Origin of the sequence: Chromobacterium haemolyticum DSM 19808 (assembly GCF_000711885.1) — a bacterium.
GTDB classification, from domain to species: Bacteria; Pseudomonadota; Gammaproteobacteria; order Burkholderiales; family Chromobacteriaceae; genus Chromobacterium; species Chromobacterium haemolyticum.
Genome location: NZ_JONK01000025.1, coordinates 67,667 through 89,893, shown reverse-complemented (window position 1 = coordinate 89,893; position 22,227 = coordinate 67,667). Strand labels below are relative to the sequence as shown.

At 65.5% G+C, this 22,227-nt stretch carries 18 protein-coding genes and 2 riboswitches; of the genes, 7 read left to right on the top strand and 11 right to left on the bottom strand.

The features are described from left to right. Window positions 1-328, top strand: a 328-nt coding sequence (locus tag BR71_RS14480) for a transposase (protein ID WP_043637785.1), incomplete at its 5' end; no start/stop codon positions are given. Window positions 329-336: 8 nt separating this feature from the next. Here the strand turns inward: BR71_RS14480 and BR71_RS14475 are convergent. From BR71_RS14475 to BR71_RS14455, 5 genes are all read right to left on the bottom strand, one after another. Continuing rightward, window positions 337-1,182: an aminoglycoside 6-adenylyltransferase gene (locus tag BR71_RS14475; RefSeq protein ID WP_081862678.1), complete on the bottom strand. Its 846-nt coding sequence runs from the start codon at window positions 1,180-1,182 to the stop codon at window positions 337-339. Between the two features lie 77 nt (window positions 1,183-1,259). Then, complete coding sequence (gene argE, locus BR71_RS14470) at window positions 1,260-2,432, bottom strand: acetylornithine deacetylase (protein WP_043638807.1); 1,173 nt, start codon at window positions 2,430-2,432, stop codon at window positions 1,260-1,262. Further along, a complete protein-coding gene (locus BR71_RS14465) occupies window positions 2,432-3,106 on the bottom strand; it encodes a DUF1028 domain-containing protein (RefSeq protein ID WP_043638804.1) in 675 nt (224 codons plus the stop codon). The genes argE and BR71_RS14465 overlap by 1 nt, the downstream gene beginning before the upstream one ends. Then, the gene (locus BR71_RS14460; protein ID WP_043638800.1) at window positions 3,103-3,525 is read right to left on the bottom strand and encodes a RidA family protein; all 423 of its coding nucleotides are present in this window, start codon (window positions 3,523-3,525) and stop codon (window positions 3,103-3,105) included. The genes BR71_RS14465 and BR71_RS14460 overlap by 4 nt, the downstream gene beginning before the upstream one ends. 11 nt (window positions 3,526-3,536) lie before the next feature. Then, entirely contained in the window at window positions 3,537-4,805 is a 1,269-nt protein-coding gene (locus BR71_RS14455) for a flavin-containing monooxygenase (RefSeq protein ID WP_043638796.1), read from the bottom strand. A gap of 98 nt (window positions 4,806-4,903) precedes the next feature. Here BR71_RS14455 and BR71_RS14450 point away from each other — a divergent pair, with 98 nt between their 5' ends. Next, window positions 4,904-5,809: a LysR family transcriptional regulator gene (locus tag BR71_RS14450; protein ID WP_043638792.1), complete on the top strand. Its 906-nt coding sequence runs from the start codon at window positions 4,904-4,906 to the stop codon at window positions 5,807-5,809. Between the two features lie 240 nt (window positions 5,810-6,049). Here BR71_RS14450 and BR71_RS14445 read toward each other — a convergent pair whose 3' ends face one another. The 3 genes from BR71_RS14445 to BR71_RS14435 are packed head-to-tail and all read right to left on the bottom strand — an operon-like array spanning window position 6,050 to window position 10,455. Further along, on the bottom strand, window positions 6,050-7,435 hold the full coding sequence (locus BR71_RS14445) for an aspartate aminotransferase family protein (RefSeq protein WP_043638789.1): 1,386 nt from the start codon (window positions 7,433-7,435) through the stop codon (window positions 6,050-6,052). Window positions 7,436-7,481: 46 nt separating this feature from the next. Further along, window positions 7,482-8,900, bottom strand: a complete 1,419-nt coding sequence (locus BR71_RS14440; protein ID WP_081862677.1) for an APC family permease — start codon at window positions 8,898-8,900, stop codon at window positions 7,482-7,484. A gap of 55 nt (window positions 8,901-8,955) precedes the next feature. Then, the gene (locus BR71_RS14435; protein ID WP_208854878.1) at window positions 8,956-10,455 is read right to left on the bottom strand and encodes an aldehyde dehydrogenase; all 1,500 of its coding nucleotides are present in this window, start codon (window positions 10,453-10,455) and stop codon (window positions 8,956-8,958) included. A 165-nt stretch (window positions 10,456-10,620) separates the two neighbouring features. Here BR71_RS14435 and BR71_RS14430 point away from each other — a divergent pair, with 165 nt between their 5' ends. Next, window positions 10,621-11,400 (top strand): helix-turn-helix transcriptional regulator, encoded by a 780-nt coding sequence (locus BR71_RS14430; RefSeq protein ID WP_081862676.1) that lies wholly within the window; start codon window positions 10,621-10,623, stop codon window positions 11,398-11,400. A gap of 40 nt (window positions 11,401-11,440) precedes the next feature. Here BR71_RS14430 and BR71_RS14425 read toward each other — a convergent pair whose 3' ends face one another. From BR71_RS14425 to purU, 3 genes are all read right to left on the bottom strand, one after another. Beyond that, window positions 11,441-12,175, bottom strand: coding sequence for a trimeric intracellular cation channel family protein (locus tag BR71_RS14425; protein ID WP_231138216.1), 735 nt, complete (start codon window positions 12,173-12,175; stop codon window positions 11,441-11,443). Window positions 12,176-12,372: 197 nt separating this feature from the next. Then, window positions 12,373-12,555: riboswitch (glycine riboswitch) on the bottom strand. A 1-nt stretch (window position 12,556) separates the two neighbouring features. Beyond that, window positions 12,557-12,643: riboswitch (glycine riboswitch) on the bottom strand. 282 nt (window positions 12,644-12,925) lie between these two features. Next, on the bottom strand, window positions 12,926-15,694 hold the full coding sequence (locus tag BR71_RS14420; protein WP_081862675.1) for a DUF3141 domain-containing protein: 2,769 nt from the start codon (window positions 15,692-15,694) through the stop codon (window positions 12,926-12,928). Window positions 15,695-15,788: 94 nt separating this feature from the next. Continuing rightward, window positions 15,789-16,655, bottom strand: coding sequence for a formyltetrahydrofolate deformylase (purU, locus tag BR71_RS14415; protein WP_043638786.1), 867 nt, complete (start codon window positions 16,653-16,655; stop codon window positions 15,789-15,791). 231 nt (window positions 16,656-16,886) lie between these two features. Here purU and BR71_RS14410 point away from each other — a divergent pair, with 231 nt between their 5' ends. From BR71_RS14410 to BR71_RS14395, 4 genes are read left to right on the top strand one after another with little or no spacing between them, the layout of a single operon-like run. Next, window positions 16,887-18,140 (top strand): sarcosine oxidase subunit beta family protein, encoded by a 1,254-nt coding sequence (locus BR71_RS14410; RefSeq protein WP_043638783.1) that lies wholly within the window; start codon window positions 16,887-16,889, stop codon window positions 18,138-18,140. Between the two features lie 11 nt (window positions 18,141-18,151). Further along, window positions 18,152-18,448, top strand: coding sequence for a sarcosine oxidase subunit delta (locus BR71_RS14405; protein WP_043638778.1), 297 nt, complete (start codon window positions 18,152-18,154; stop codon window positions 18,446-18,448). After that, a complete protein-coding gene (locus BR71_RS14400; RefSeq protein ID WP_043638774.1) occupies window positions 18,445-21,462 on the top strand; it encodes a sarcosine oxidase subunit alpha family protein in 3,018 nt (1,005 codons plus the stop codon). Before BR71_RS14405 ends, BR71_RS14400 begins: the two co-directional genes overlap by 4 nt. Then, window positions 21,455-22,150 (top strand): sarcosine oxidase subunit gamma, encoded by a 696-nt coding sequence (locus tag BR71_RS14395; RefSeq protein WP_052370590.1) that lies wholly within the window; start codon window positions 21,455-21,457, stop codon window positions 22,148-22,150. Before BR71_RS14400 ends, BR71_RS14395 begins: the two co-directional genes overlap by 8 nt. The last annotated feature ends 77 nt before the right edge of the window (window positions 22,151-22,227 follow it).

Here is a 22,227-nt window from a genome sequence, read left to right as displayed (position 1 = left end):
GACTGATCGCAAAGGAGCCCTCACAGCGCTGGCGCGCTGCCAGAGTGGGCTCAAGCGGGTGCAAAGCCTGCTGTGCGACAGCGGTTACGTGGGCCAGCCCTTCGCGCAGGGAGTGCGGGAGATTCTGGGCGGGTATGTGACGGTACAGATCGCGAAGAGAAGCGAGCTGCATACGTTCAAGGTGATGCCAAAACGATGGATTGTGGAGCGCAGCTTCGCTTGGTTGGAAAAGAGCAGAAGGCTGTGGAAGAACTGTGAGCGGAAACTCAATACCAGCTTGCAGTTCATCCACTTGGCTTTCCTGGCTCTATTGCTCCGGAGATCGTAAACAGGTTCTTAGGCCGGCGCGTGGATCAAGTCGCGGATGCCGGCCTCCACCGCTTCCGGGTAGTCGAAGCCGGCGCGGGCGGCCACTTCGCGCGCCACTTGGCTGTATAGCCGCAGGGTGGCGTGGAAGGCGCATTCGGCGTCGGCGGCGTCGAAGCGGCCAAACCCCTGTTGCAGCGCCTGCCAGTGTTCCGGTTCGGCCCAGTGTTGCAGCCGGGTGCCGATATGCCAGCAGTCCGCCGCCGCGCCGGGGCGGCTATAGGCGTGCCATTCCAGCATTTCCAGCAGCAGTTCCTTCATGGTCCAGTCCCGAAATTTGACGACGAACAGCTCTCCGCGCGCCAGGTATTTGGGGATGTGAAAGGCCTCGAACCAGAATTCCTCCACCCGTTCACGGAAGCGCTCCTCGCAGGGCAGGGCCGGCGTGGCGGGGCGGCCTTGCGGCGCGGGCAGGCCTTGGGCCACGTCGGTTTTGTCCAGCAGCACGCGGTAGCCGCGCTGGTACAGCGGGTCCAGCCCGTCCTTGCGCATGGCTTGCAGCCGGGCGGGGCCGGCCAGGGTGAAGTCGATTTTGACGCCGTCTGCGTAGATGGCCAGGCGGGTGGGCCAGGCTTGGCCTTCGCCCAGGCGCAGCACGGTGATCAGGGGGCCGATGTCGCGCAGCCAGCCGTCGTCGTCGGCCAGCGCCGCCGGGTTCGGACTGATGATTTCCAAATCCAGATCGGAATGGATATCGACGCTGTCGTCGTCTCGGGCAAAGGAGCCGGTGAGGATCAGAGCGTCCACGTCCGGGCGGCTGTGCGCCCAGGCGATGGCGGCGTTCAGGCGCTGGGCCTGGGGGGTATCGGGTTTCATGCGGGGCGGTCCGTGGCGAGATGTAACCGTGGTAGGCCCCCGCAAGCGCGGGAAGGTTCCGGCGTGGCGCATTACGGTCAGGGAACGGGCTCGCTAAGCCGCTGCCTCAGGACGGCAAGCAGCCTGTCGCAGGCGCTCAGTTGTTCCAGCGCCAGCCATTCGTCCGGCTGGTGCGCCTGGGTGATGCTGCCGGGGCCTAGCACCACGGTGGGGATGCCTACTTGTTGGGAGAACAAGCCTGCTTCCGTACCGAAGGAGACCTTGGCCGGCGCGCGGGTGTCGCCCAGCAGCGATTGCGCGAAGCGCACCACTTCGGCGTCCGGCGCGGTGAGCAGGCCGGGGTAGGCGCTGCGTTCGGTGAAGACGATGTCGGCGTCGGGGTCCACCGCGCGCATGGCGGGCAGCAGTTGCTGGCGGGCAAAGTCCATGATGGCGGCCAGCAGCGTTTGCGGCTCGTCTTCCGGCAGGTGGCGGATTTCAAATTCGAATTCGCTGTATTCGGGAATGATGTTGAGAGCGCTGCCGCCACGCATGGCGCCCACATGAAGGGTGGTGTGAGGCGCGGGATATAACGGGTCGAACGGACCTTCCGTTGCGCGCTGTCGCGCCAGTTGGCGGATGAAGACGATGAGCTCCGCCGCGTATTCCACGGCATTGACGCCGGCCTGGGGCAGGCTGGAGTGTCCGGCCTTGCCGCGAAGGCGCACTTGATAGGCGAGCTTGCCCTTGTGGGCGGCCACCACGCGCATGAGCGTGGGCTCGCCGACGATGCCCATTCTGGGCAGCGTCGGCAGCCCGCCCAGCACGTCCAGTAGCCGGCGCACGCCGATGCAGCCGATTTCTTCGTCGTAGCTGAGCGCGATGTGCAGCGGGGTGCGCAGCCGGGCGGCGGCGAAGTCCGGCACGGCAGCCAGCACGGCGGCGATGAAGCCTTTCATGTCGGCGCAGCCGCGGCCGTAGGCGCGTTGGTCTCGCACTTGGAGGCGGAAAGGGTCGCTGTTCCAGGCTTGGCCGTCCACCGGCACCACATCGGTGTGGCCGGCCAGCATCACGCCGCCCTGGTCCGCGGGGCCGATGGTGGCGTAGAGGTTGGCCTTGCTGCCGTCTTCGTTGGCAATCAGCTGGCTGGGGATGCCCCAGCCGGCCAGGTAGTCGCGCACGAAGTGAATCAGTTCCAGGTTGGAGCGGTGGCTGACGGTGTCGAAGCCGACCAGCCGTTTCAGCATGGCCAACGAGCTGTAGCGTTGCATTATGGGTCTCCCGCCACGCCATAGCTGGGCGCATGCTGCGGCGATCGCGCTCGGGTAAGGTAGGCGTCCATCTGCGGCTGGTAGCGCCGCCACAGCTCGGCCAGTTCCGCCACCGGCTGGCCGTCGCTCCAATCTATGCGCAGGTTGATGGCCGGCCATGCGGTATCGCCAGTGGCCAGCAGGCCGGCGGAATGGATGGGGCCGGCTTCTCCTCCCGCGTCCACAGCGGCTTGTAGCGCCGCCAGCAGGCGTTCCGGCAGGCCGCCGTCGCCGGCTTCGTAGGCGGCTACCATGGCTTGGGGCAGCTCGGACGTTGCCAGCAGGTTGCCGCCGGCGGCGCAGTCTCGGCCAGTGGCGGCGCCATGCCGGCCCAGCGCATGCCGGCCGGTGATGACTTGCGGGCGGCCTTGAAGCGGGGCCAGCACTAGTTGCCGCCATTCCAGGTGAGGATCCGCCGAGCGCAGGGCTGCGCTCAGCGCGGCATCCCCGCTGCCGGCAGCCATCAGGTCCAGCGCCAGCGGGCCGAGCAGCGGGTTGCTCACGTTCTGGCTCAGCGCGGCGCCCACGCCGGCGCGCACATGGGCGCAACGGCTGGCCACGCAGATGCTGGAGGAGGCGATGGCGACGCCCACCATGCCGCTGTCCTGGCAGCGGGCCGCGATGGAGAAGGTCATTGGCGGCGCTCCTCGGGGATGACGGCGGTGACGTCGATTTCCACTAGCCACTCCGGCCGAGCCAGCGCCGACACCACCAGGCCGGTGGATACCGGGTAGACGCCTTTCAGCCATCGGCCCACCACCAGATAAACGGCTTCCCGGTAGCGCGGGTCGGTGAGGTAGATCACGATCTTGCAGATATCGCCCAGTTCGCTGCCGGCTTCTTCCAGCAGCAGCTTCACATTGGCCATCGCTTGTTCGGCCTGGGCGGCCACGTCGCCTATGCCTACGGATTCGCGGCTGTCCAGGTCTTGGCCAATCTGGCCGCGCAGAAACACGAGATTACCGGCCACCACGGCCTGGCACAGGTCGTTGTCCAGGTTTTGCTCCGGATAGGTTTCCCGGGTGTTGAACGGGCGGATGCGGGTGTGGGTCATGATGGTGTCCTTTAGCGGGCGGCGCGCTGGCCGGCGTCCCGGTAGGCGGCATATTGGCGTTGGGTGGCGATATGATCGGCAATGAAGCGGGCATCGTGCCATACCCCCCAGAGGAAGGAGGAGCCGCGGTGGGACAGCCAGGGCAGGCCCAGGAAGTAGACACCGGGCTCGCTGGACACGCCGCGCTGATGTTGCGGCTGGCCTTGGTCGTTGAACGCCTGGACTTGCAGCCAGCTGTAGTCCGTGGCGAAGCCGGTGGCCCAGATGATGCTGGCGACGCCGGCCGAGGCCAAGTCCAGCTCCAGAGTGGGCTGGGTCACGCATTCCGGGTCCGGCAGCATATGGCGCGCGGCCGGCTCCTCCGGCAGATCCAGCCGGTTGCGTTGGATATAGGCGTCCGCCGCCGCCAGCAGAGCCAAGTAGTTAGCATCGCCGCGGGCGAGGTTGTCGGCCAGGTCAGGGGCGAAACGGGCCACGCCGCGTTCAAACGATTGGGTGCTGCCCAACAGGGTGATGCCTTGTTGCGCCAGCGCACGGAAATCCACGGTGTGGCCGCCGCGCGCGCCGCTGACGGCGATGGTCACGTGGGCGGCGTCCGGTTTGGGGGCGGTGGCGGTCCATTCGCCCAATACGCCCAGCCACCAGCAGAAGTCGCGGTTACGGTAGTTGCGCGGGGGGCGGTTGTGGGTGCCGACGGATAGATAGACGCGTTTGCCGGCGCGTTGTAGTTCGTCGGCGATCTGCACGCCGGAGGAGCCGGCGCCCACCACCAGCACCGCGCCCTCCGGCAGCTGTTCCGGCTTGCGGTAGTCGGCGGAGTGGATTTGCAGCAGCGGCTGGTCCTTGGGGGCGATAGAGGGAATGACGGGTTTTTGGAAGGGACCGGTGGCGGCTACCACGCGTGCGGCTTCAAATGCGCCAGCCGAGGTTTCCGCGGTGAAACCGGCGCGGTCTGAGTTGCGGCTGACTTTCAGCACGTCCACTCCGGTCCGGATGGGCGCGTTGAACTTCCTGGCGTAAGCCTCGAGGTAATCCGCCACCCGCTCTTTGGGCGCGAAGGCGTCCGGGTCCAGAGCGGCGAATTCCAGGCCGGGAAAGCGGTCATGCCAGGCTGGGCCGTTGCAGACTAGTGAATCCCAGCGTTGGCTGCGCCAGCGTTCGGCGATGCGGTGGCGCTCCAGTACGATGTGGGGCACATCGTTGCGGCTCAGGTGTTCGCTGATGGCGATGCCGGCTTGGCCGCCGCCAATGATCAGCGTGTCTGTTTTTTCGATTGTCATCTTGACGCCTCCTGTTACGTGCTTGACAAGGGGCAGTCTACGAAGCCAGTCTGAATACGGAAAATAGTTATATCTTCTGCATTGGATAATTTTAAGTTATGCAATATACCCTGAGGCAATTAGCTTATCTGGTCGCTGTGGCGGATCATGGCAGTGTCACCGCGGCGGCCAAGGCGTTGCACACGTCGCAGCCCGGCGTGTCCAGCGCCATCGCTCAGTTGGAAGAGGTGTTCGGTCTGCAGCTGTTCATGCGCCACCACGCGCGCGGCGTGTCGCTGACGCCAGCCGGGCGCAGCTTCATTGCCGCCGCGCGTCAGTTGTTGAAGCATGCGGAGGATTTGACGCCGCAGGCGCAGGAGATCAGCCAGTCCTTGCGCGGCAGGGTGATGCTGGGTTGTTTCTCCACTATCGCGCCCATCTTGTTGCCGCGGCTGTTGTCCGCTTTGCGCGACGCTTATCCCGAGCTGGAGGTGGTTTTGCTGGAAGGCGACGCCCAGCAGTTGCGGGAGGCGCTGGCGGACGGGCGGATCGAGCTGGCTTTGGCCTATGACCTGGGTTTGCCGGAGAGCTTGCACAAGCTGCCGCTGTCCGGCGCGCGCCCTTATGCCTTGGTGGCGGCGGATCATCCACTGGCCCGGCGCGGCGCGGTGTCGCTGGCGGAACTGGCGGCGGAGCCCTTGGTGTTGCTGGATCTGCCGCACAGCCGCGAGTACTTCCTGTCCTTGTTCCGGCAGCAGCGGCTGGAGCCGAAAGTGGGGCTGCGCACCATCAATTTCGAACTGGCGCGCGGGTTGGTGGCGGCGGGGTTCGGCTATGCCTTGCTTAATTTGCGGCCGGAGGTGGATATGGCTTACGGCGGCGGCAAGCTGGCCTGTCTGGATATCGCCGACGAGGTGCCGCGGCTACCCATCATGCTGGCCTGGCCGCAGGCCTTGAGGCTGACGCGCAAGGCAGAGGCCGTGCGCGAGCTGTGTTTGCAATTATTGGGCAGCGCTGCCGGCTGAGAACGTGTTTACGATCTCGCGAGCAAGGGCGAGACAAGGCGAAAACGGCTGAGAAAGCGGAGTGTACACACAGTGCATGAGCTTTTTGAAGGCGCGCTCACCAGGCGACATCGGTTGATGCAACGCTGTTCCAAGCGGCCATGGCTTGGTGTGGCGGGTTTCTCGTCAGATTGTTTAGGGTTCCAAACGAAAAGGCCAGGCAGCAGCCTGGCCGCCCCTTCCTCCCACTCATGCGTCCATCTAGCGCGCCCCTATCTCCTCCGCGGTGCGATCCACTGCGATGCGGGTCTTGTCTATGAGTTCGTCTATTTCGCTGCGGCTGATCACCAGCGCCGGCGCCATGATCATGCGGCCAAGCGTGGAGCGTATGATCACGCCCTCATCAAAACCTATGCTGCGGCAGCGCCAACTGATGTCGGTTTCGTCGGAGAAACGCTGGCGCGTGGTTTTCTCCCGGCAGAACTGCAAGGCGGCCACCAGGCCTACGCCCTGGATTTCGCCCACCAGCGGGTGTTTGCCGAACACTTCGCGCAGGCAGGCTTGCAGATAGGGGCCGGTGTCCGTCCTGGCGCGCTCGACTAGGCCTTCGTTTTGCAGCACGCCCAGGTTGGCCAGCGCCACGGCGGCGGCCACCGGGTGGCCGGAATAGGTCAGGCCGTGGGCGAAGACGCCGCCTTGCTCCACCAGTGTTTCGCCAATGCGGCGAGACAGCACCAGGCCGCCCATCGGGATGTAGCCGGAGGTCAGGCCCTTGGCGATGCTGAGCGTGTCCGGCTGAAAGTTGAAATGCTGGTGGGAGAACCATTCCCCGGTGCGGCCAAAGCCGCCTATCACTTCGTCAGCGCATAGCAGCACGTCGTACTGGCGGCAGATGCGCTGGATTTCCGGCCAATAGCTGTCCGGCGGGAAAATCATGCCGCCGGCGCCCTGGAAGGGCTCGGCCACGAAAGCGGCCACCTTGTCGGCGCCCAGCGCCAGAATCTTGTCTTCCAGCTCTTGCGCGCATTGACGGCCAAACGCTTCCGGGCTGAGTCCGCCGCCGTGGGCGAACCAGTATGGCTCGCCAATGTGTTCCACGCCGGGGATGGGCAGGTCTCCCATCTCGTGCATGAACTTCATGCCGCCCAGGCTGGCGCTGCCCACGGTGGAGCCGTGGTAGCCGTTGTGGCGGCCGATGAAGATTTTTTTCTCCGGCTTGCCCATCACGTCCCAATAGCGGCGCACGCAGCGGATCAGCAGCTCGTTGGACTCGGAGCCGGAGTTGGTGTAGATCACGTGGCGGTAGTCGCCGGGCAGCAGGGAAAACAGCCGTTCCGAGAGCTCGTTCACCGCCGGGTGGGTGGTGTGGAAGAACACATTGTAATAGCTGAGTTGTTGCAATTGCTGGGCGGCGGCGGCTATCAGTTCCTGCCGGCCGTAGCCCACCTGGGTGCACCATAGGCCGGACATGCCGTCCAGATAGCGCTTGCCGTCCGTATCCCATAGATACACGCCCCGGCCTTCGGCTATCACCCGCGGACCTTCCTGGTTCAGGGCTTTCTGGTCGAGAAAGGCGTTGATGTGGTGGGTGGCGTCTAGTTGCTGGTAGTCGCGGGTGCTGCGGCGGGGCATGGCGGTCGTGTTCATGCTGGTCTCCTGATGAGGAATGCTCCGGGCTGAGCCCGGCTTTCGGTTATTGGCGGGTCAGTGCCTGGTCCAGTGATTCCGGGCTGAACAGCGGTTTGCGCATCACCAGCTTGATCCACAGGACGGCGATCAAGGACACGATGCCGAGCACGATACCGGCGCTGGCGAAGATAGCGACGCTCATGTCCGGACTGGGAGACACGTGGTAAATGGCGATCAGCATGCCAACGATGCCCAGGCATTGCGGCAGTGGGTAGAACGGGGTTTTGAAGGGGCGGTCCAGTTTGGGGTAGCGGCGGCGCAGGGCTATCACATCCAGGTGGCAGATAATGTAGGCCAGGAGCCAGGCGATGGCCGCCGCCAGCAACAGCCGGCCGATGGTGTCAGGGTCATCGCCCATCAGCAGCACCGGCGCGCCGGTGATCAGGGCGACGAACAGCACGGCCACCCATGGGGTGCGGTAGCGCCGGCTCAGCTGTTTGAACTGGGGAAAGACCTGGCCGTTGCGCGCCATGCCGTACAGCATGCGCGGCACTGCCGCCAAGGAGCTGTTGAGCGTGCTGCAGGTGGCGGTGAAGGCGATGATCACCACCGTCAGCTTGCCGGTCTGGCCCAGCAGCGCGGTGGCGTATTCGAGGTGTGGCAGTGGTGCGCCAGTCAGGGTGGCGCGCGGCAGGTGATAGAGCGCGCCCACGCAGTACAGGGCGATGGTGATGAAGATCACGCTGAGGCCCAGCATCATCGCCAGCGGGATATTGCGTTCTGGGCGGCGGGTTTCCTCCACCAGCGGGCAGGTGAACTCTGCGCCGACAAAACCCCAGATCGCCAGCGCTCCCAGCGTCAGCACGCCAACGCCCAGAGGGTTCCAGTCGCTATTGGCGGCCTGGGCAAGGGCGGGAGGGCCGTCGCCGCTCAGTGCGGTGGTCCCCAGCGCCAGCAGCGCGATGATCATCACCAGTGTCAGCGCCGATTGCAGGCGGGCGAACACATCGATGCCCAGCAGATTGAGCAGGGTGAAGATCAGCAACACGCCGTAGGCGACGCTGTTGAGGGGAAAGACGCCGGGGTAGACCTGGTTGACAATGCGGTCCAGCAGCAGGAGCTCCGCCGACAGGGCGAACATGGCCACCACCACATAGCCGGAAAAGGTGGCCAGGATGGCGGGGAACTGTCCCAGGGCCACTTCGGTATAGCTGCTGAGGCTGCCCGCGCGGGGAATCATCAGCGCCAGCTCGGAGAAGGATACGGCGTAGCAGAGCGCCAGCAGGAAAGCCATGCTCAGCGGGATCAGAAATCCGATGCCGGCCATGCCGGCGCCTTGCAGCATCAGCACCATGACGCCTTGGGACACAACGAGGCCGATGGCGACGGCGAGCAGCGGGGGGAGCCCCAGGCTGGCGCGAAAGGGAGCGGAGGAGCGGGCGGCGGCCCGCGGCGGAGCAAGGTGGGCTTGCGGCTTGTGCATGGTGTGTCTCCTATTGTCTTGTTGTGGTGACTCCGGGACGGCCGGTCTCAGGCGGCTACTCGTTTTGTAATTGCACCCAGGTGGTTTTGAGGTGGGTGTAGTGGTCGATGGCGTGGAGCGAGAGGTCGCGGCCAAAGCCGGATTGTTTGCAGCCGCCAAACGGCAGACCGGGATCCAGGGCGTCCACGGTGTTGACCGAGACGGTGCCGGCGCGTAGCCGACGCGCAAGACGATGGGCGCGCGACAGGTCCCGGGTCCAGACCGAGGCGGCCAGCCCGTAACGGCTGTCGTTGGCGATGGCCACGGCCTCGGTCTCGGTGTCGAAGGGAATGACGGCCAACACCGGGCCGAAGACCTCCTCGCGCGCCAGCGCCATGTCCGGCCGGACCTCGGTGAAGATGGTGGGGCGGATGTAGCAATCGCTCCCGTCTATGCTGAAGCGCTCGCCCCCGCAGAGCAGGCGCGCGCCTTGGCGGCGGGCTTTGTCGATGTGATCCATGATGCGCCCGGCCTGGCGGGCGTCGACGATGCTGCCGCTGCGCGTGGCTGGGTCTAGGGGATTGCCGGGTTGCAGGGCGTTCGCCTCGCTCAGCAAGCGTTCCAGAAAATCGTCCGCAATGGAGCGTTGCAGCAAGAGGCGGGAATTGGCGGAGCACACCTGGCCCTGGTTGAAGAAAATGCCGAAGGCCGCGTGTCGGGCGGCGGCGTCCAGATCGCAGTCGTCGAATACCAGATTGGGGCTTTTGCCGCCGCATTCCAACGCGACTCTTTTCATATTGGAGTCCGCCGCGTAGCGCAGGAAAGCTTTGCCCACTTCGGTGGAGCCGGTAAAGCTCAGGCTATCCACGTCCGGGTGCAGGCCTAGCGGCCGGCCCACCTCTTCACCAAAGCCTGGCAGCACGTTCAGCACCCCGTCCGGCAGGCCGGCCTCGCGCGCCAGTTGGGCCAGACGCAATGCCGACAGCGGCGATTGCTCGGCCGGCTTCAGGATGACGCTATTGCCGGCCATCAGCGCCGGCGCCAGCTTCCACGCGGCCATGTCCAGCGGGAAATTCCACGGGATCACCGCCGCCGCGACGCCCAGCGGTTCGCGGGTGACCAGGGCCAGCGCGTTATCCGCCCCGGGGGCTATCTCGCCGTACAGCTTGTCGGCGGCTTCGGCGTACCAGTCGAACACGCCGGCGGCGCCCGGCACATCTATATTGCGCGCATCCGCGATGGGTTTGCCGATGTCCAGACAGTCCAACAGGGCCAGTTCGTCGGCGTGTTCGCGGATCAGCGCGGCCAGTTTTTGGAGCACGGCCTTGCGTTGGCGCGGGTGGCGGCGCGACCAGGCGCCGGATTCGAAGCTGGCGCGGGCGGCCCGCACCGCCAGTTCAACATCCGCCTCGCCGCAGCGGGCGATTTCGGCCAACGGCCGGCCGCTGACCGGGCTGGTGTCGGTGAAGGTGCGTTGGTCTGTGGCAGGGACGAACTGGCCATTGATGAAGGCCTGGTACGGCGGGTGCAAATCGGCGGCGCGGCGTTGCCAGTAGGACAGATCTTGCAAGGGCATGGCGATCACTCCTATTCAACCAGCGCGACGGGTGGAGAGGGGTGTTCACGTGGTGGCTGGTCTTGTCGCGCAAGGTGAAGCCATACTAGTCAGCCCCTTTCGCGGTGGATATCACGCGAAAGCGTTAGGGCCGTGGGTAAAACTAACCTGATCGAGGTAGCTGGCATGCAGCTGAATGTGGCGGACTTGGTTTTTCACCAGCAATTGGGACGTTTGCTGGGCTGCGTCGACAATGCGGCCTTTTGGCAGCAACTGGCCGCGTTTCTGCGAGAACACCTGAGTTTCGATACCTGGGTGGTGTTGCTGTTTCGCCAGGAGGCCCCGCCCTTGGTGCTGGCGGATCACGCGGCGAATTACGCTCATGACGATCTGTTCGCCGACTACAGGCGTGGCCTCTATCTGCTGGACCCGTTTTACGGCTTTGCGCTGAAGTGTCCGGCGGCTGGGGTGTACCGGCTGGACGAGGTGGCACCGGACCGTTTCAGGGAAACGGAATACTTTCGGCGTTACTTTTCGCGCAATGTGGTGGCGGATGAAATCCAGTTCCTGCAAGCGCTTCCGGAGGGGGTGCTGTCCCTGTCGCTGGGCTGCAAGCATCGCTTCAGCGAGCAAGATCTGGGTGTCTGCAATCTGTTTGCTCCCTGGTTGCTGCCCCTGTCACGGCTGGCCGCGCGTCTGGACGAAGGGCGGCATCAGCCGGCTGCGAACGCGGGCAGGCAGAGCCGCCGGCAGTGGGAGGAGACGCTGCGCTCGCAGGGTTCCTCGCCGCTGACCAAGCGCGAGGTGGAAGTGGCCTTGCTGATACTCGGCGGCCACTCGACCAAGGGCGTGGCCCGTGAACTGGGCATTTCACTGGAAACGGCCAAGGTGCATCGTCGCCATCTGTACGCCAAGCTGGGCGTTTCCAGCCAGGCGGCCTTGTTCCTGCTGCTGGCGGATATTTAATCCCGATGCCGTGGCGCAGCGGTGAAACAGCTAGGGTTAGTTAATGCAGGTCGTGCCGGTACATGAACACCGGCAGCCGCCATTCGCGCCAGATGGCGGCCAGGCGGATAGTGAGGCCGACGGCGAAGCTGGCCAGCACGTTGAGATCATGCGGCACGCCCAGCTTGATCAGGCCCAAGTAGAGCAGGGCCACGGCGAAGGAGACGCTGGCGTACAGTTCCTGACGGAAGACCACGGGCACGCGGTTGCACAGCACGTCGCGCAGGATGCCGCCGGCAATGCCGGTGATCATGCCGGCCATCACCACCACTACCGGATGGTAGTCCATGGACTGGGCCACGCCGCAGCCTATGATGGTGAAGGCGATCAGGCCCAGCGCGTCCAGCACCAGGAAGACGCGGCTGAGGCGCTTCATGTAGCGGGCCACGAACACGGCGGCCAGGCCGCCGGCAATGACGAGGCCGACGTATTCCGGGTGTTGGGTCCAGCCTATCGGGTAGCGGCCCAGCACGATATCGCGCACGGTGCCGCCGCCCAGGGCGGTGAGGAAGGCGATGACGGTGACGCCGAAGATGTCCATATTGCGGCGGCCGGCCGCCAGCGCGCCAGTCATCGCTTCCGCGGTGATGGCGATCAGATAGATCAGGGTAAGCATGTAGTTGCAGTGGTCAAACAGGCTGGCGCCGAGGTGAGCGGCGAAGCCGGGTGGGAAAATAGGTTGGCAATGGGCGGGCCATGCCAGGTGGCGCACAGCCTGGGCAAGCGTTTCGAACACGGGTTTTCCTTGAGAGCTGGTGCACGATCTGCTGCGCTTCGCGAGACGCTGCGGCTACCGCTTCGAAATGCTCATGCACCAGGAGTACATTCCGCTTTCTCAGCTGTTTTCGCCTTGTCTCGTCCTTGCTCGCGAGATCGTGAACACGTTCTGAGCATGGCCGGCGAGCCGCGCATGAGCGCGGCGTTGCCGGCATTGCCTCTCCCCTTGTCCTTTTACCTGAGAGTTAGATGACGGGCGCTGCCTGTGTGCGGGCTTTGCCGGGCGTCACTTGCCCCTTCGGTGGGCGGCTAAGGGCCGGTTGCATAATCTGACGCGTTGTCGCTGAAGCGTAGCAGATGATGAACGGGCGCTTAGGGCCTCTCTCCAATCGGCTGGTATCCATGGGCTGCGGTACTGTGGCCTGAGCGATTATGGGAGTTTGCGTCTTCGGCGGGGGCGTATGCCCCTCTCTCCCGCAGCAGGCAAGGATATTAGCGTTTGCTGTATTGTTCAGTCAACGACTGTATACATGGGGGAAGGCAAAAATGTTGCAGTGCGCCATCTTCACGAAAACGCCCGGACGGCGGCTTGGCTGTCCGGGCGTTTTTGCGCGGGCTGGTTCTTAGAACCTGTTCACGATCTGCTGCGCGTCGTGAAGCGTTGCACGGTGAGTACAAGCTCAAAATGCTCATGTACCACGTGTACATTCCGCTTTTTCGCTTGTTTTCGCCTTGTCTCGCTCTTGCTCGCGAGATCGTGAACAGGCTCTTAGTTGCTAGGCGTCTTGGGCTTGGCCGCGCCGTTGCCGGCGGCGGGTTTGCGCGTGGCCGGGGCTTTGGCAGCGGACGCCTTGTCGACAGGCGCTTTGGCGGTTTTGGCCGCCGTGGGTTTGCTTGAGGCCGGCTTGGCCGCAACCGGCGTGCTGCTGGCGGTTTGGGCGGCGGCGCTGGGCTTGTCGGCGGTCGTTGGTTTGGCTGCGGACTTGGCGACAGACGCTTTGGCGGTTTTGGCCGCCGTGGGCTTGCTTGAGGCGGGCTTGGCCGCAACCGGCGTGCTGCTGGCGGTTTTGGCGGCGGCGCTGGGCTTGTCGGCGGTCGTTGGTTTGGCTGCGGACTTGGCGACAGACGCTTTGGCGGTTTTGGCCGCCGTGGGCTTGCCTGAAGCCGGCTTAGCCGCAACCGGCGTGTTGCTGGCGGTTGTGGCGGCGCTGGGTTTGTCGGTAGCCCCTGCTTTGGCCGGGGCTTTGGCGGCCGGTTTGCGTGGCGCGGCTGCTTTCCTGGCCGGCGCGCTGGCCTTGACGGTGGGGGCCGGAGTGGGAGCGGCTGCGGTTGCCGCTATTGGCTCGGTGGGCGGAAGGATGGCCGGGGCCGCCGGCGAGCGGGTGTCCAGTTGCAGCGCGTGGGCCACTTGGTCCAGCCGCTGTTGTTGTTCCGGAGCGATGTCGCCGCTGAGCGCCAGCAGTTCGTGCGCCAGTTGCCAGGCTTGGCGGCGGCGGTGCTCTTCCGGCAGCAGCTTGGGCAGGCCGGCCAGCGCGCGGGCTTCGTCCAACCGCACCAGGAAGACTTGCTTGCGGGCGATTTCTTTCAGCTGCATCAGGGTCAGCGGGTATTCGTGGCGGATGTCGCGCATGATGCGGCGGATGGCGTTGAACGGGCGCTCGTCTATGATGCCGCGGCCGATCGCCACGTAGGTGAGCAAGCGCACGAAGCCGTCTGCCAGGGTGCCGGTTTCGTAGGCGGGGTCCAGCGTTTGGCGCTTGAGTTGCAGCCGTTCCCGTTTCTCCCAGCTGTCGCAGCGGGCGGCGCGGGCTTCGCGGGCCGGCTGGACGCCCACGATGGAGGCCAGCCACGGGGATTCGTACACGGCTTTGAAGCAGTGTTCGGTGGCGGCGTCGCGCAGGTCGCGGTAGCGGTCAAGGCTTTGCGCCATCCAGCCGGACCATTGTTCTTGCAGCCGCCACAGCGGGTTGTCCACGCTCACGGGGTGGCGATGGGCGCGCACGTATTCGGCGGCGGGCTTGAGCCAGCTGAGCCAGGGGTTGAGCGGGGAGATCAGCGTGCGTTCCAGCCGAGCCGGGTTGAGCTGGCGCTGGCATTGGGCGCTGGCTTCGCTGCTGACGGCCTGGAGCACGGGGGAGATGAAGCGGTTGTAAATGCCTTGGTTGATCTCGGAGACGCGGCGCACCACTTCAAAGGCTTGCTCGTCTTCGCGGCCGTCGTCCAGGGCCAGGATGTCGGCCACTTCGCGCGCTTCAAAACGGATGATGTAGCGGCCTTTGATGTATTCCTGACCGGGGGTGCCGGGGGCCACGTCTTCGATGATGGCTTCGTACAGGCCGGGGGCCAGCACGTCGATCAGGTCCAGCGCGCTGGCGAATTCGCTGTGTTCGCGGTTGGCGATGCCGGCGGAGACGAAGATGCCGAGGTGGCCCACTTTGTTGTGCAGGCAGTAGATGATGGTTTGTTCGTTGTCGCGGATGTCTTCCGCGTTCTCGTACAGGTCGGGTATCCAGTTCAGCGCTTGTTGCGGCGGGGTGATGTTGTCGCCCCATGAGGCGAACACGATGATGGGGGAGCGGATGTTGCGCATGTCCACGCGGTGCTGGTCGCTGCTGACGATCTTGCCTTCCACCAGGTGGTTGCCCACGAACAGCTGCTGGGAGATCCATTCCATTTCCTGCTTGTTCAGCAGGTAGTGGCCGCCCCACCAGCGTTCAAAGCCCAGGAAGCGTTCGCGCTCGGTGTCCACCTTGGCGTACAGGTTGTAGGGCTTCTTCCATAGGGTGTTGGCCGGGTCCAGCTTTTCAAAGTTGTTGACCAGATGGGCGCCGTCGAACTTGCCGTTGCCCAGGTCGCCGGCCAGCGAGGCGGTCCAAGTGCCGCCCATCATGCCGCCGGAGTAGCGCATCGGGTTTTTGCCGGTGACGCCGGCCCAGTAGGACAGCGGGGTGCCGGCCAGCAGGATGGGGCCGAACAGTTCCGGCGCCACGGAAGCGAGCATGGCCAGCGCCCAGCCGCCCTGGCAGTTGCCGATGACGAAGGGTTTGCCGTCGCTGTCCGGGTGCAGTTCGTTGACTTTGCTGAGGAAGACGTATTCGGCGCGGCTGACGCTTTCTATGGTCTGGCTGGGCACCGGTTGCGGGAAGAACATGATGAAGTAGCAGGGGTGACCCTGCTGCAGCGCAATGCCGATCTCGCTGTCCATTTTGAAGCCGCCGATGCCGGGACCGTGGCCGGCGCGCGGGTCAATCACCACAAAGGGGCGCAGCGCCGGATTGGTGGCCGGGCAGCCGGCCGGCGGCAGGATGGCGGCCAGCGCGTAGTTGGCCGGGTCCGGCAGGCTGCGGCCGTCCAGAATGATCTTGTAGTCGAACACCAACACCGGCGGTTTGCCGCTTTGCACGTGCCGCAGGTAGTCCGCGCCGCGGTCATGCAGCACGTCCCAGTAGAGGATGCTGCGCTCGCAGGCGTCGCGCCAGTAGTCGGCGACCGGGTTGGAGGAGAAGAGCTTGGACCAGACGGCTGTTTGCGACCACATACGGCACCTCTTGGTTGGTATGACGGATAATTGGCTACTGTACCCTCCTTTTGTTGCGTTGCAATAGACAAAGTTCCTATTAGGCGCCCAACTGTCAGCGCAACACCACAGTGCGTCGCTCTACGATGAAGACGCGTTGCTCCAGGTGGCTGCGCACCGCACGCGCAAGCGCCTGGCATTCCATGTCCCGTCCGACGGTCTGCAATTGCTCCGGGCTGTAGGCATGGTCTACCCGTTCCACCACCTGTTCGATGATCGGGCCTTCGTCCAGGTCGTCGGTGATGTAGTGGGCGGTGGCGCCTATCAATTTGACGCCGCGTTCGTGTGCCTGCTGATAGGGCCGAGCGCCCTTGAAGCCGGGCAGGAAAGAGTGATGGATATTGATGGCGCGGCCGGCCAGCCGGGCGGCGGTGGCGCTGGAAAGCACCTGCATGTAGCGGGCCAGCACCAGCAGCTCCGCTTGGCTGTCGTCGATGAGTGACAGCAGCGCCGCTTCCTGGCGTGGCTTGTTGTCCGGGGTGAGCGGCAGATGGTGGAAGGGCAGGCCGTAAGCCTCGGCAATCGGAGCGAGGTCGCGGTGATTGGAGACCACGGCGACCACTGTCATGTCCAGATCCCCCATTTTTTGGCGATAGAGCAAATCGTTCAGGCAGTGATCCAGTTTGGACACCATGATCAGCACCCGCGCGCGTTGGCTCCGGTCGTGCAGCCGCCATTGCAGGTCTTGATAGTGGCCGCCCATTCGCGCCATGCCGTCGGCCAGCCGCGCCGGGGCGAAGTCCGGCCGCTCCGGGTGGAATACGCAGCGCACAAAGAAACGCCGGCTGCGGGCGTCGTCGAACACGGCCAGTTCATCGATATAGCAGCCTTGCTGCTCCAGCAAGGCGGAGAAGCCGGCCACCTGGCCGGAGGCGCTGCGACAGGCGAAGCTGAGCACGTAGGAGGGGGCGTCTGAGGTCATTGGCGTGTCCTGGGTTGTTGGGCGGCATGTGCCAATCTAGGCCGTGTCCCGCGCGCACGCTGTTCGCCATGCGTCCGCTTTGCGTGGATTTTGGACATTGCCGTGTCGCGTGCGGGCAAGAGACCGTCCTTTCCAGCCAAACGCACCGTCGGCGTCGCCCTGAGAATGAGGCCTTCCTCAACCTCGACAGCAGCGGCGCGGGCCCATGGCGGCCCGGCGGCGGGAGCGCAGATGGCAAACCGATATTCGCTGTGGAGCCTGATCCGGCAGGGGCTCGGGCATCACCAGGGCTGGCAGCCGGCCTGGCGCAGCCCTCAGCCGGAAACCAGCTACGACGTCATCATCGTCGGCGGCGGCGGCCACGGCCTGGCCACCGCCTATTACCTGGCCCGCATGTATGGCGTCCGCAAGGTGGCGGTGTTGGAAAAAGGGTATCTGGGCGGCGGCAACACCGCGCGCAACACCACCATCATCCGCTCCAACTATCTGTGGGACGAATCTTCGCGGCTGTACGAGCACGCGCTCAAGCTGTGGGAGGGCCTGTCCCAGGAGCTGAACTTCAACGTGATGTTCAGCCAGCGCGGGGTAATGAACCTGGGCCACAGCCTGCAGGATATGCGCGACATCGAGCGTCGGGTCAACGCCAATCTGCTCAACGGCGTGGATGCCGAGGTACTGACCCCGCGGGAGATCAAGGAGCGGGTGCCCTTGATTGCCATCGGCGGCGACGTCCGCTATCCGATTCTGGGCGCCAGCTTTCAACCGCGAGGCGGGGTGGCGCGCCACGACGCGGTGGCCTGGGGCTTCGCCCGCGCCGCCAGCGAGTTGGGCGTGGACATCATCGAGGAGTGCGAGGTCACCGGCTTGTTGATCGAGGGCGGCCGGGTGCGAGGGGTTCAAACCGGGCGCGGCGAGATCCGCGCCGACAAGGTGGGCTGCGTGGCCGCCGGCAACAGCGCCGTGCTGGCGCGGATGGCCGGTTTGCGCCTGCCGCTGGAAAGTCACCCCTTGCAGGCTTTTGTGTCCGAATCGCTGAAACCCTGCCTGGACACGGTGGTGATGTCCGGCGCGGTGCACGGCTACATCAGCCAGTCGGACAAGGGCGAACTGGTGATTGGCGCCGGCATCGACAGCTATCTGGGTTACGGCCAGCGCGGCAGCCCGCATGTGATCGAGCACACGGCGGCGGCCATCGTCGAGTTGTTCCCATCCTTCTCGCGGCTGCGGATGAACCGTCAGTGGGGCGGCATCGTCGACGTGTCGCCGGACGCCTGTCCCATCATCGGCAAGACCCGGATCCAGGGCTTGTATTTCAACTGCGGCTGGGGCACCGGCGGCTTCAAGGCCACGCCGGGTTCCGGCCATGTGTTCGCCCACACCATCGCTCATGACCAGCCGCATCCGCTGAACGCGGCTTTTTCGCTGGAGCGCTTCGCTTCCGGCCGCTTGATAGACGAACACGGCGCCGCCGCCGTGGCGCATTGAGGGAGACGCCGATGCTGTTGATTCATTGCCCGCATTGCGGAGAGGCGCGGGAGGAGGAGGAGTTCGCCTACGCCGGGGAAGCCTTCATCGTCCGTCCGGCGGCGCCGGAGCAGGTGGACGACGAGGCCTGGGGCGATTATCTATTTAGCCGCAAGAACCCGCGCGGCTGGCATTGGGAACAATGGCAGCACGCCGCCGGCTGCCGCAAGGTGTTCGCCGTCCGGCGTCACACCGTCAGCTACGAGATCGCAGGCAGCTGGACGCTGGCCGAGGGCAAGGCCCGCTATTTGCAGGAGGATCAGGCGTGAGCGGCTATCGCATCCACCGCCCCGGCGAGCGCATCGATCGCAATCGACCGCTGGCTTTCTCCTTCGACCGCGCGGCCTATCACGGCTTCGCCGGCGACACCTTGGCCTCGGCGCTGCTGGCCAACGGCCTGCGCCTTCTAGGCCGCAGCTTCAAGTACGGCCGGCCGCGCGGCATCGTAGGCTTCGGCGCGGAAGAGCCCAACGCTTTGATCCAGCTGGAAACCGGCGCTTTGACCACGCCGGATCTCAAAGCCACTCAGGTGGAGCTGTACCAAGGCTTGCAGGCCTTTAGCGGCTTGGGGGACGGGTCTTGGGGCATGAGGCTCAAGGGCGCGCTGGGCCGCTTGGAGCGTTTCATGCCGGCGGGCTTTTATTACAAGACCTTCATGCAGCCGGCGCGGGCCTGGCCGTTTTACGAGCGGCGCATCCGCGAAGCCGCCGGTTACGGCGAAGCGCCGCGGCTGCCGGACCCGGAGCATTACGATCATCTGCATCACCATGTGGACTTGCTGGTGGTGGGCGGCGGCGCGGCTGGCTTGTGGGCGGCCACGCTGGCGGGGCGCGCCGGCCTGAAAACGCTGCTGTTGGACGAACAGGCGGAAATGGGCGGCTGGCTGCTGAGCGAGCGCCGGCTGCGCATTGATGGTCTGGAGACGATGGATTGGACGCGCCAGCGCTTGCAGGAGCTGGCTGCGCTGCCCAATGTCCAGTTCTTGCCTCGCGCCACCGTGTTCGCGTTGCATGAGGGCAATCTGGCCTTGGCGGTGGAGCTGTTGCAGGACCACCTGTCGCCATCCGAGCGCAATCCGGCCCAGCCGCGCCAGCGTCTGCACAAGATACGCGCGGGCCAACTGGTCTTGGCCAGCGGCGCCATCGAACGGCCGCTGGTGTTCGGCAACAACGATCTGCCTGGAGTGATGACCGCCGCCGCCGGCCATACTTATTTGAACCGTTACGGCGTGGCGGTGGGGCGTCGGCTGCTGTTGCAGACCCAGAACGACGCAGCCTACGACGCGGCGTTGGAGCTGGCCTTGTCCGGCGTGGCGGTGACGCTGGCCGACGCCCGTCCAGGCGGCGCGGCGGCATGGCGCAGCCGCGCCGCGCAGAATGCCGGCGTGGAACTGCTGGCCGGCTACGGTATCGCCAGGGTGAACGGCGGCGCCGGCGTCAGCGGCGTGGAACTGGTGAAGCTGGGCGCGGATGGCCGGAGCGTGGCCGGCAAGGGGCCGCGGCTGGAGGCGGACGGCGTGCTTTCTTCCGGCGGCCTCAGCGCCAGCGTGCATCTGTTCTGCCACAACGGCGGCCGTCCGCTGTGGCGCCCGGACCGTTTGTCCTTCGTCTGCCCGGACGAGGGCCGGCCCGGCGTCGTCTGCGTGGGCGCGGTCACCGGGCGCTGGGAGTTGGACGAAGCTCTGGCCCAGTGCCATGCCGCCATGTTGGGGCTGCTTGGCTCGGGAAGCCCGGTCGGCCTGGGTGCCGCGCCGCGAGTAGAGCCGGAGGACGTGGCCGCGCCGCGCGAAATCTTCCGTCTGCCGGACGGACGGCGCGAAGGCGTCGGCGCCAAGGCTTTCGTCGACTTTCAGAACGACGTGGCCGCCGCCGACATCCATCTGGCGGTGCGCGAAAACTACCGCTCCATCGAGCATGTCAAGCGCTACACCGCGCTGGGCTTCGGCACCGATCAAGGCAAGTTGTCCAACGTCAACGGTTTCGCCATCGCCGCTGAGGCGCTGGGCAAGCCTATCGCCGAGGTGGGCACCACCACGTATCGGCCAGCCTACACTCCGGTCAGCTTCGGCGCGCTGGCGGGAGCCAATGCCGGAGAGACCTTTGACCCGCGTCGCTACACCGCCATGCACGACAGCCATACGGCGCGCGGCGCCGAGTACGAACTGGTGGGGCAGTGGCTGCGGCCCTGGTATTTTCCGCGGCCGGGCGAGGACCTGCACGCGGCGGTGCGCCGCGAATGCCGTGCCGCTCGCCAGGGGGTGGCGGTGATGGACGCTTCCACCCTGGGCAAGATCGATGTGCGCGGCCCGGACGCGCGGGAGTTTCTGGGCCGCGTCTACAGCAACGCCTGGAGCAAGCTGGAGCCGGGCAAATGCCGCTACGGCCTGATGCTGGACGAAAACGGCATGGTGATGGACGACGGCGTCACCGCCTGCCTGGCGGACGACCATTTCCACATGACCACTACCACCGGGGGCGCGGCTCGGGTGTACAGCTGGCTGGAGCGCTGGCACCAGACCGAATGGCCAGAGCTCAAGGTGAGGTTCAGTTCCATCACCGATCATTGGGCCACCACGGCGCTGGTGGGGCCGCAAAGCCGGGAGGTGTTGCGCAAGCTGTGTACGGACATAGATCTGTCCGCGCAGGCTTTTCCTTTCATGGAGGGCCGCATCGGCACGGTGGCCGGCGTGCCGGCTCGGGTGTTCCGCATCAGCTTCTCCGGCGAACTGGCTTACGAGATCAATGTGGACGCCGGCTACGGCCGTTATCTGTGGGAGGAGGCGATGCGGGCTGGAGCCGAGTTCGGCATCACGCCCTACGGTACCGAGGCCATGCACGTCTTGCGCGCGGAAAAGGGCTTCATCATCGTCGGTCAGGACAGCGACGGCTCGATGAGCCCCAACGATCTGGCCATGGGCTGGGCGGTGGGGATGAAAAAGCCATTCAGCTTCCTCGGCCGCCGCTCCTTGCTGCGCGCCGATACCGCCGCCGCAGGCCGCAAGCAGTTGGTGGGCTTGCTGACGGAGGATCCGCGGCTGGTGTTGCCGGAAGGCGCGCAAATTCTCAACGACCTTAACGACGCCGCGCCGGCGGCGATGCAGGGCCATGTCACCTCCAGCTACCACAGCGAATGCCTGGGCCGTTCCATCGCCATGGCTGTGTTGAAGGATGGCAGCCGGCGGGAGGGCGACACCGTGCAAGTCTGGTGGCGGGGCCGCAGCGTGCCGGCGCGGGTGGCGTCCGCGGTCTTCGTTGACAAGAAAGGAGAACGTCAGCATGTCTGAATCCGCGTTCAAGCCTGTGCTGGAATCGCCCTTGCGGCATCTGGATTTGCAGGAAGCCGCCGAGCCGCGCCGCGCCGACGGCCGCGTTTGGGGCAATGAAGCGCCTAATCTGGGCTATGCGGTGCTGCGCGGTGACGGCGCCGAGACCGGTTTTTTCGAGCTGACGGCGCGTGTCACTGGGCTGGAGCCGCCGCGAAGGCCCAAGGCCTTGAGCCAGGGGGAGGGCGGCGCGCTGCTGTGGCTGTCGCCGGACGAATGGCTGCTGATCAGCCGTCGCCAGCGGCTGGCCGCCTGGCTGCCTGCGCTGGAGCGGGGCTTCGCCGAGCAGCGCCTGTTCGCCCAGGCGCTGGATGTCAGCGGCGGCTTCACCGCCATTTACCTGTGCGGTGAGCCGCATCTGGCCGTGTTGCGCCATCTGGGGGGCTACGATTTCGAGGCGCTGCGTCCCGACCAGGGCGTCTGCACTCTGCTGGGCAAAGCGGCGGTCCAGGTGCTGCGCCTGGACGGTGACGGAGTGTTCGTGGTGTGCCGCCGCAGCTTTGCCGACTACGTCTGGCTGCTGCTGCGGAGAGCGTCCAGGCCTTACGGCTTCGCGGTATGCGAGTTGCCGGAAGACGACGCCGGCCATCCGCTGTGGTGGGGATTGGCGCGGCCAGCGCCGGCGGCTGTCCTGACCGAGAGTTCTTAAAAACCTGTTAACGGCCTGCTGCACTGCAGCGGAATGGTTGGACAGAGGCGCGGACAAGCTGGAAGGAGATTGCAATG